Origin of the sequence: Mycobacterium helveticum (genome assembly GCF_007714205.1) — a bacterium.
GTDB lineage: Bacteria > Actinomycetota > Actinomycetes > Mycobacteriales > Mycobacteriaceae > Mycobacterium > Mycobacterium helveticum.
In genome coordinates, this window is the sequence record NZ_VMQU01000171.1 from 1 (window position 1) to 9,270 (window position 9,270).

Annotated in this window: 9 protein-coding genes and 3 pseudogenes; 8 read left to right on the forward strand and 4 right to left on the reverse strand. The window is 66.0% G+C overall.

Features of this window, described 5'->3' with window-relative positions; translation table 11 throughout:
* Positions 1–175: 175 nt before the first annotated feature.
* Positions 176–509 (reverse strand): annotated as a pseudogene (locus FPZ47_RS24920) (cupin domain-containing protein).
* Positions 510–581: 72 nt separating this feature from the next.
* Positions 582–1,991: a WS/DGAT/MGAT family O-acyltransferase gene (locus FPZ47_RS24925; RefSeq protein WP_144956467.1), complete on the reverse strand. Its 1,410-nt coding sequence runs from the start codon at positions 1,989–1,991 to the stop codon at positions 582–584.
* Between the two features lie 524 nt (positions 1,992–2,515).
* On the opposite strand from FPZ47_RS24925, the gene FPZ47_RS24930 reads away from it, so the two are divergent.
* Complete coding sequence (locus tag FPZ47_RS24930) at positions 2,516–3,523, forward strand: Acg family FMN-binding oxidoreductase (RefSeq protein WP_144956466.1); 1,008 nt, start codon at positions 2,516–2,518, stop codon at positions 3,521–3,523.
* 168 nt (positions 3,524–3,691) lie between these two features.
* Here FPZ47_RS24930 and FPZ47_RS24935 read toward each other — a convergent pair whose 3' ends face one another.
* Positions 3,692–4,141, reverse strand: a complete 450-nt coding sequence (locus FPZ47_RS24935) for a hemerythrin domain-containing protein (protein ID WP_144956464.1) — start codon at positions 4,139–4,141, stop codon at positions 3,692–3,694.
* Positions 4,142–4,256: 115 nt separating this feature from the next.
* A pseudogene (locus tag FPZ47_RS24940) lies at positions 4,257–4,637 on the reverse strand (ISL3 family transposase); the annotation flags it as partial.
* Between the two features lie 149 nt (positions 4,638–4,786).
* Between FPZ47_RS24940 and FPZ47_RS24945 the strand changes: the two are divergent.
* The 7 genes and pseudogenes from FPZ47_RS24945 to FPZ47_RS24975 form a co-directional block, all read left to right on the forward strand.
* Positions 4,787–5,365: a DUF4254 domain-containing protein gene (locus tag FPZ47_RS24945; RefSeq protein WP_168209564.1), complete on the forward strand. Its 579-nt coding sequence runs from the start codon at positions 4,787–4,789 to the stop codon at positions 5,363–5,365.
* Between the two features lie 342 nt (positions 5,366–5,707).
* Positions 5,708–6,007, forward strand: a complete 300-nt coding sequence (locus FPZ47_RS24950; RefSeq protein WP_144956460.1) for a PE domain-containing protein — start codon at positions 5,708–5,710, stop codon at positions 6,005–6,007.
* 15 nt (positions 6,008–6,022) lie between these two features.
* Entirely contained in the window at positions 6,023–7,225 is a 1,203-nt protein-coding gene (locus FPZ47_RS24955) for a PPE family protein (RefSeq protein ID WP_144956459.1), read from the forward strand.
* A gap of 73 nt (positions 7,226–7,298) precedes the next feature.
* Positions 7,299–7,646: a WXG100 family type VII secretion target gene (locus FPZ47_RS24960; RefSeq protein ID WP_144956458.1), complete on the forward strand. Its 348-nt coding sequence runs from the start codon at positions 7,299–7,301 to the stop codon at positions 7,644–7,646.
* A gap of 41 nt (positions 7,647–7,687) precedes the next feature.
* Positions 7,688–7,975, forward strand: a complete 288-nt coding sequence (locus tag FPZ47_RS24965) for a WXG100 family type VII secretion target (RefSeq protein ID WP_144956457.1) — start codon at positions 7,688–7,690, stop codon at positions 7,973–7,975.
* Between the two features lie 98 nt (positions 7,976–8,073).
* The gene (locus FPZ47_RS24970) at positions 8,074–8,904 is read left to right on the forward strand and encodes an ESX secretion-associated protein EspG (RefSeq protein ID WP_144956456.1); all 831 of its coding nucleotides are present in this window, start codon (positions 8,074–8,076) and stop codon (positions 8,902–8,904) included.
* 127 nt (positions 8,905–9,031) lie between these two features.
* Positions 9,032–9,202, forward strand: a pseudogene (locus FPZ47_RS24975) (MinD/ParA family ATP-binding protein); the annotation flags it as partial.
* Positions 9,203–9,270 lie beyond the last annotated feature (68 nt).

Here is a 9,270-nt window from a genome sequence, read left to right on the forward strand (position 1 = left end):
GGTCCAGGGATTTTTCCGTGACCCGAATTTGGCCTACATCGCGGCGTGACTCGACTTACTTACGATCGCCTTAGTAAAGCTGTCATCACCACTGTGCACCGGCGGCAATGCGCTTCGGTGCGGTGGCGAGACGAGACAAAGACCACGCCCATGAGCTCGGCTTAATTGGTGTCGGCTAAGGGCTTTTGACGACGGTCAGCAGAACAACGGAGTCTTCGACAGCATGTAGGCCATGCCGGCTCGACGGGATCACCAGGTGATCGCCCGGGGCTCCGTCCCAGTTGGTCTCCGGCGACGTGAGCCGGACCCGGCCCTGCAGCACCTGCAAGGTGGCCTCTCCGGGGCTGTCATGGTCGGAGAGCGCTGTTCCGGCGGTCAAGGCAACCATGGTTTGCCGCAGGCTGGTGTTGGTGACCGCCGTACACCGTGTGTGCGCTGCGGCCGCTGGCGGCCCGGTGCGCGGCCGCCAACTGCTCGCGCGCCAGAGCGGTAAGCGAGATCTTGTCCATCGGGTTGACTCCTTCCTGGTCACAAAGCATATGCCGCAGTGCGGTCTTGGCTTCATTACTGCGGTCGTGGCCCTAGACGTTGCCGACGAGTGACATTCCTCGGCGGCCGCGTAAGGTCTTGCGCTTCTTGCTGATCGCCACCAGGCGTGCCACCGCGACTTCGATTCCGCGGGCCAATGCGTCGATATCGGCCACCGTATCGTAGTCGGCGAGGATGCCGAAGAACAGGTCCTCGGCGTAGCTGAGCATTGCCACCCCGGTTCGCAGTTGCATCGCGATCGGCGGGATCGGGAAGACGCTGAGCACCCGTTGCCCCATGAGTTGCAGCGGTTGACGAGGACCGGGGACATTGGTTGCCAACGTCGTGACGCCGCGCTGCGGCAGCCGGATCAATAAGGCGACCGCCCATGCGGTCAGGGGGAAGGGAATGCGATTGGCGATTGACACGAATGCGTGACCCGCCTGGTGTTGCCCGTGCGACTTCGTGCGATCCAATCGGGAATGGACGATCCGTAGCCGTTGCACCGGGTTCTGCTCGTCGACCGGTAGGTACGGCAGCATCAACGAGACGCGGTTGTCGGTTTTATCGATCGCCTCGGCGGAGCGCATCGATACCGGCACCAGGGTGCGAAGCGCATCGGGCAAGGGTTCTTCGCCCCGTTGGACGAGGATGTTGCGGTAGCTCTCCGTGATCGCGGCCAGTGCGACATCGTTGATGGTGACGTCGAATGCCTGGCACACCTGCGCGATGTCGGCCAGGGGAACTCGCGCGACGCTATAGCGGCGCAAATTGGCGATCGGCCCGTTCAGTGACGTCGTGGTGGGGCGGAGGAGACCGGCGGCGATCTCGGCAGCACCCAACGCTGTGCGGACAGCGGTGGCAGTGACGGCAGCAGACGCATTCCACAGGCCACCCAGCACGCTGAAGGGATTCACGCCCGGTATGCCCTGCAGAAGTCCTTGTACCCCGGGCTCTTTGGCGGCACGGATGTAGCTTGCGAAGCCTTGGCCGATGCCGTCGTCGCATAGGCCGGCGAGCACGTGGGTGGCGGCGATTCCATCAGCCATGCAGTGGTGGATCTTGGTGAGCATTGCCCACCTGTTGTCGCTGAGGCCTTCGATGATCCAGATTTCCCACAGCGGTCGATCCCGGTCAAGGCGCCGCGAAATCACGTCGGCAGCCAGGTGGAACAACTCTCGGTCGTCTCCGGGCCGCGGTAGTGCGATATGCCGTACATGACGGGTGAGATCAAAGTCCGGATCGGCCACCCATTCGGGTGCACCAAAGTCGAACGGGCGCGTTCGCAGACGCTGTCCGAACCGGGGGCATGCACGGATTCGCTGCGCCAGTGTCGCCATCAGCGCATCGCGGTCCGGGATCGGCCCCTCGATGACCGCCAAGCCACCGATTGCCAAACTGACATGCCGATCGGCGTCTTCTGCTTTGAGGAAACCTGCGTCAAGGGTTGTCAATTGGTCCACGACCACCACCTCCCGCCGTTATAGGCAACTTGGGCCAACGCCAGTCGCCCTGGGGCATCGGTTTCGACAGCAGGACCAAAAGTCGCCAAGCCTGGGCCGGTCATGCGGTCACATGCGGCGCGCCAGCACAGCCACCGGCAGGATCGCGCCACGCCGTGCCGGCGCACCAACTCGGGGACACGTCGCCGGTGCCGCCGCCTCGCGCCCGGCGGTCTGGGTTCACCTGATCTCGTGAACGTCGTCGTCATCGCCCAAGTTCCTCTCGCCAGTTGCCTATCGATTATTTAGCGGATATTATTCCTTTAAACAGTGCTGAGCACAAGAGGTCGGGCTTCACGCAGCGAGTGCGGGTAGAGGCTGAAGCCCTGGGGCACAAGAGAAAACCGGAGGTGGTCGTGTTGGACACCACAGGGACGGCCAAAGGCCATCGCGAATGCAGTAGAGATAGCGGGCCGTCGTGGTCTGGTATCGGCGATGTGGTCGCGCGACGTGCTGGTGCGAAAGCAGCCAAAGACCCGGTCGCCATGAACACCCCGCTTTTCCCGGATACGCAGGTGATCCGCGCGGTACTGGCGCTGGCTACCCGGGCACCTTCCATCGACAACACGCAGCCGTGGCGGTGGCGAGTGGATCGCACAAGCCTGCATTTGCACTCCGATTCGGGCATGCAGCTACCCAAGACCGACCCCGATGGCCGGGACTTGATTTTGAGTTGCGCTGCAACGCTTAACCATTGCGTCATTGCCTTGGCGGCGATGGGTTGGCATGCCAGCGTGCATCGCTTACCTGATCCGGACGACCCTAGCCACCTCGCGACTATCGAGGTGTACCCACACGCCCCCGATCGCGTCGACCTCACCCTGGCAGCGGCAATCACGCAACGCCGAACCGATCGGCGCATTTACAGTGCTCGCCCGGTTGCGGCCGGTGATATCGCCTCGATGGCTGCCCAAGCCGCTCGGATGGAGGTCATGCTGCGCCAGGTCGACGCCATGGAACAACTGCGCGAGATCGTCAAGCAAGCTGCGCGGGCTCACGCGACTGACCGCGATTACCTCGTCGAGCTCACCAGGTGGAGTGGGCGATACGGATCACGGGCCGGTGTGCCAGCCCGCAGCGTCCCCGAGCATGACTGCGGCGCACCAGTGCCTGGACGCATCTTCGCGGGGGCGGGCCTGCCGCAGCCGCCGGGCGCCTCGCCCGCCGATGACAAAGCTGTCATCTTGGTGCTGGCCACCGAGACTGACGACCGTCTGGCTCAACTTCGCGCCGGCGAGGCGGCCAGCGCACTACTGCTGACCGCAACGGCGAGGGGACTGGCCACCTGCCCGATCACCGAACCCCTGGAAATCCCGATAACCCGCGACGCAATCCGCTCCGACATATTGGCCGCCGAAGGACATCCCCAGATGCTGCTGCGGCTGGGCTGGGCACCAGACAACGCGGATCCCCTGCCGCCAACGCCGCGGCGTGAGCTCGCCAGTGTCGTGGAGTGGGCGCACGAAACCGAGCAACTAGGGTGCATCAGCTGAAGACCCGGGTCCAGGTCGTGGCGGCCTCCTCGGGGTCGGCGACCGGCCGGTTGCGCTTCGGTCGACAGCGGGTGCTGCGGCGGTACGGTCGGCACTGAATTCGTAGCTGCGCTTCTTCGCGGGCGACGCGACGATACCCCCGATCGGCCGCCGGACCGGGTAACCCGGTCACAGGGCGCGTACGAGCGCGGCCCGCCCCTTCGTGCGCAACCTGTGTACAGCCGAGGCTCGGTATTGCTCCATTTTCGCGGCCATCTTGTCGCCCAGCTCCTCGAGCTCTGCGTCACTGATGTGCACTTCGGGAGGAGCGGGAATCAGGTCGCGTTCTTCTTCGTCGGCATGCGCCTCGAGGACAGTCTTGAAGGAATTCCACTCGGCCTCATATCCAGGCGCAGTCTGCGGGGTTTTGATCAGCACGGAAAGCTGGTCGACAACCTGGCGATGCTCCGCATGGGCAATCGCGATGAGCTTGGTGGCCTCTTTGAGGGCCGGGTAGTACAGGTCGTCCTCGATGCGAAAATGAATATCGAGCTCGATCAGCAAATCGTCGACAAGGGCATGCCGCTCTGCGGAGTTCACCGGCGCCGCGGTGATCTTGCGGCCCAGTCCCTTGAGCAGAGCTCGCCGGCAGCACGGATTCGCGGTGGGCCCGGGGAGCCAGCACACGGTGGTCGAGGACGTGGAGATCGAGACCGAGACCACGCACGGGAAGACCCCGGCGATCGATGACGGCGTTGGCGGTGTTCCATGACACCCCGAGCCCTTCAGCGACACGGGCAATGGTCAGGTGTTGGCACACAACTGCTTCCAACGCCCACCGCAGGCCGCGCCGCGATAGCTTGGCCCGCGGCTCGGCTGCGCTACTGAGGTCCTGGCGCCACACATGAGCGCAGCCCGCGCACCGGTAACGGCGGATCGTGACCAGCAACGTGGTCGGCCGCCGCCCAAGGGGTTCATGGGCCAGTTGACGGGTCACGCTGTCTCGCGGGGTGCCCTGCTCCCCGCAGCGCCGACACCATGGATCGTTCTCGGCGATCCGACACGCCAACACTGCACGATCAGACTCCAGCCGTTGCCCGGTCACCTCCAGCCCAAGCTCATCAAGGCGGCAGAACCCTCATCCTCGGAAGACCTCGACCCCTAACCAAGCAACGACGCGCCCACAACCTCTACACCCTCAACTGTGAAGAGCCCGTAATCGTGGACATTGACGAATCGCCGCTGCGCGCCGATCAGCGGCCGCCGCGACCGGCCATCGACCTGGTGTTCGCCCCGCGGGCCGGGCTGGCCCCGCGCGACTATTTCGGGCATCTGGCAATCACCTACGCCGAGTTTTGCAGCCAACTTCGCCAGGTGAAGGGGAGTGGCGGGTCTGCGTCGCGGCCCGACGATGCGGCCGCTACGGACCTTCTGAACGCGGTGCACCAGTTCTACGACACCGCATTGTCTTGGCACTGCACAGATCCCGTTGCCGCATGCACTGACGAGAGCATCGCAGCGCAGGCGCTGCGGCTGCATGCGATGAACTTCGGCCTGTGGCATCACGAAGACGCCGTTCGTCGCCCCGGCGTCGGCGACCGCGAGGTGGCCCGCCGAAAACGCGCCATCGACGACCTCAACGCACGCCGCAATGCCGCCATCGAGAACATCGACGCAACGCTGCTGGAGTGGTTCGATCCGGACCGAAGCGCACCGCTGCACACCGAGACCCCCGCCATGATCGTCGATCGGCTCTCGGTGCTTACTTTGCGGATATTGCACACGAGTTCAACCGAATGGCACGGTTCGCGGCTCGCAGTGCTCGAAGAGCAGTACGACGATCTCATCGCTGGCCTCGAGTAGTTCCTTGCCCGAATTCGCGACGGCCAAATAGGATTCACGGTGTATCGGCAATTCAAATCCGCTGGTCAGCAAAGCGATTGCGCGGGGTTCGCGACACCCGGCGCTCGTTGAGGCGCGAATAAACGATTCCGGATGCCGGCGGGCGTCAGGAGTGCTACGCTCGCGATTCCGTCGCAGCCGGGAAAGACCCGCGTTGACGCTGCCGACAATTATGAGGCCGTTCGCTTGACGAATTGGTAGCGGCCGAGTCGGTTCTCTAACACACGTGCATACAAGATCGGTCGAGCCGCACTACACTGCCCACCAGGGGAGGCTCTCGCGCTCGACAGTTCGGAGGGGATGATGACGTTTTTCGTCCAGCCTGAGGCCGTGCTGGCGTCGGCGGGTGCCGAGTCGGCGATCGGCGCGGAAACCGAGGCGGCGGCGTCCGCGGCGGCGCCGGCCCTGATCGGAACGACACCGATGGGCGCAGACCCCGACTCGGCAATGTTCTCGGCCGCGCTCAACGCGTGCGGCGCCGGCTACCTGGGCATGGTTTCTGAGCACGCGGCCCAGCGCGGCCTGTTCTCCGGCGCACAGAGCATGGCTTCCGGGGTGGCTGTCACCACCGAGGCGGCGCGTGCGGCGACCTTGGCCACCTGACGGGGGTAGAAACGCATGCCTGATCCGGGGTGGGCTGCGCGCACACCTGAGGACAACGACATGCTGCTCAAGGCAGGGACCGGGGTGGGCACGCATCTGGTCAACCAGACCGCTTGGACAACCTTGGCAGCCACGCACCACGCCTCGGGTATCGCGTCGGCGATCAACACTGCCGCGACGTCGGCGAGTTGGACGGGCGCCGGGTCGGCGGCCTCTGCGGCGACCGTCACCATGCTCAACGCGTCGCTGCACGGGCTCGCCGGCTGGGTCGACGTGAAGCCGGCGGTGGTTTCGGCCGCCATCACCGCGTACGAGACGGCCAACGCCGCAATGCGTCCGGCTCCCGAATGCATCGCCAACCGGGCCGAATGGGGAGTCGACAACGGCATCAACCCGCTGGTCCTCGGGGCGCTCACGCCGCGCATCGTCTCGCTGGACGTGGAGTACTTCGGCGTGATGTGGCCCGTCAACTCCTCGGTCGGCGCGTCCTACGGCGGGATCCTCGCGGCGCTGGCCGAAAGCCTGGCGATCCCACCGCCGGTCGCGGCCATGGGCGCCTCACCGGCGGCTCCGGCGCAGGCGGCGTCGGCGGTCGGCCAGGCGGCGGCGGACACCGCGGCCGGCGACGGCATGCGCGCCGCGTTGCAAGGTGTCTCGACAGGCACCGGCGGCGCCGGCCAGTCCGCCTCGGCCGGCCAGGACTTCGGGAGTCAGGCCGCCACGTTCATGGAGCCGCTGCAGTCGATGATGGGGGCGGTCCCGCAGGCGCTGCAGGCCCCCATGCAGATGATGCAGGCTCCGATGAGCGGAATGCAGCCGCTGCAGTCGATGATGGGCATGTTCGCCAATCCCGCCGGGATGGGTATGAGCGGTGCAGGGCCGGCGGCCTCGGCGGTTTCGGCGACCGGAGGACTTTCGGCAGCCGAGGCCGGCGCGTCGGCCGGCGCGGGCGGTAGCGCATCGTTGACCGGCGCGGGCATGTCCGCGACCAGCTTCACGCGGCCCGTCAGTGCGTTCGAGAGCGGCACCAGCGGTCGGCCGGTGGGACTGCGGCCCAGCGGGGCACTGGGCGCGGAGACCCTGCGCCCGCAAACCACGACGGTCGGCGGGACCCCCGTGGGCGGGATGCCGGTCGGCCATGCAGCGGGGGGCCAGCGCGGGGCCCGCGACAAATCCGAACAGCCCGCGACGGTGCGCGTTGTCGACGATCGCGTGTGAAGCCGGCCCGGCGAAAGGGTGAATCGACAGGTCGAAATAGCCGCCATACACTGCGCTCCATGCCCCAGGCCATATGGGGGGCAGCCAACCGGAGAAGGAGAATTCCGTGACAATCAAAGTAACGCCACAAATGCTGCGCGATACGTCAAACGCCATTCAGGCGAATATGGAGCACGCCATCGCGATCGCCCAGGGCTATGTCGCAAACCAGGAAAACGTCATGAATCCGGCGACCTGGTCCGGCGACGCCGTGACCGCGTCCCACGTGACCGCCACCGAGGTCGCGGGTGACCTCAACAAGGTCCTGACCGGCGGGACGCGCCTGGCCGAGGGCCTGAAGCAGGCGGCGGCCCTGATGGAAGCGCACGAGGCGGACTCCTCCCACGCCTTCACCGCCCTGTTCGGTCACGCCGGATCCTGACCCGTATTCCGCCAACCGATTTTCCGAAAAAGGAGTTCACTATGACAAATCCGATCACGTACAACCCGGGCGCCGTCGCCGACTTCGCCTCCGACGTGGGTGCGCGCGCAGGCCAGCTGCAGGCCATTTACGACGACACAGCCAACCGGACGAATGCGCTGCAGGAATTCTTCGCCGGCCACGGTGCCGCAGGGTTTTTCGAGGCCCAGGCGCAGATGCTGTCGGGGCTGCAGGGGCTCATCGACACGGTGCGCCAGCACGGGCAGACGACCTCCCACGTGCTGGACGGTGCGATCAGCACCGACCAGTCCATCGCCGGCCTGTTCTGAGTCTTCCCACCGAGACCTCGCGTGAAGGTGGGGCGGGCGCGCCGAGCGCGGGTGCCCCACCACCACGTGTCGTGCTCGCCGGTGGAAGCGAAAGACGCATGCTGACAACGACAGTCGACGGTTTGTGGGTACTGCAGGCGGTGGCCGGCCTGGAGCAGACCTGTCCCGAACTGGGTCTGCGGCCGCTGTTGCCGCGGCTCGACACCCCCGAGCGCGCGCTACGTCACCCCGTGGCCGCCGAACTGACGGCCGCCGGCGCACTCGACGAACACGGCAACGTCGATTCCATGATCCGCGAATGGCTGACCGTTCTGCTGCGCCGGGATCTGGCGCTGTTGGTGCACATCGGCGTTCCGGGCCGTGAGCCGACGCGCGCGTCCATCTGCCGATTCGCGACGTGGTGGGTGGTCCTGGAACGCCACGGCGAACTCGTGCGTCTGTACCCGGCCGGGGCCGCAGCCGACGAGAGCGGCGCCGCCGAACTGGTTGTGGGACAGGTCGAGCGGCTGTGCGGCGTCGCCGAGGCGGCACCGCTGCGGCCGGTCACCCTCGACACCGAGCAGTTGCTGGGGTCGGTGCGCGACGCCGCCGGCCTGCGATCGTTTCTGGTCGGCCAGCGACTCGACGTCGACCAACTGCAGATCGTCACCATGGCCGCCGACCCCGCGCAGTCCGCGCACGCGTCCATCGTGGCGCTGCAAACCGGGGTCGGGCCGGAGCAGTACGCGCGCACCCACGTCGGCCATACCGCGGTGACGCTCATCGACACCCCCGCGGGCCGCCTGTGTGTCGAGAACGTGATGTCGGGCCGGCGTCGGTACCAGATGGTCGCGCCCGGATCGCGCTCCGACATCAGCGGAGCGGTGCAGCGGCTCATCCGTCGGCTCCCCGCCGGCGAGGAATGGTATTCGTATCGGCGCGTGGTGTGACCCGGGTGGCCACAACCGTGCAGAAACTAAACGTCATGGAATGGGGGAAGCCCCGGTTTCCGGTTAACTGCGTGAGCGTTTCTGATCGCGCAAACACGGTGTCGCAGAACGTGTTAGCATCGCGATCGTGACGACGCCCTGGAATGAGCCGAATATCTCGGACGAAGGTGCGCTCGGACGGGGGGATCCGTCGGCGGGGCTCCAGTTCCGTGATTCCGTATCCGACACGATGCGTATTACCGACCTGGCGGCTCCCCGCAAGATTCCCCCGGGATCGGGTTGGCGAAAATGGCTCTATTGCCATGAATGTGGATGACCTCATGTGTGGTATGGGAGCTCGAGGGTGACCGGCCCGCAGACGAGCAT

Coding starts and splice junctions, on each gene's coding strand:
- FPZ47_RS24930 (WP_144956466.1), top strand. CDS start 2,516: ATGAACACCCCGCTTTTCCCGGATACGCAGGTGATCCGCGCGGTACTG.
- FPZ47_RS24950 (WP_144956460.1), top strand. CDS start 5,708: ATGACGTTTTTCGTCCAGCCTGAGGCCGTGCTGGCGTCGGCGGGTGCC.
- FPZ47_RS24955 (WP_144956459.1), top strand. CDS start 6,023: ATGCCTGATCCGGGGTGGGCTGCGCGCACACCTGAGGACAACGACATG.
- FPZ47_RS24960 (WP_144956458.1), top strand. CDS start 7,299: ATGGGGGGCAGCCAACCGGAGAAGGAGAATTCCGTGACAATCAAAGTA.
- FPZ47_RS24965 (WP_144956457.1), top strand. CDS start 7,688: ATGACAAATCCGATCACGTACAACCCGGGCGCCGTCGCCGACTTCGCC.
- FPZ47_RS24970 (WP_144956456.1), top strand. CDS start 8,074: ATGCTGACAACGACAGTCGACGGTTTGTGGGTACTGCAGGCGGTGGCC.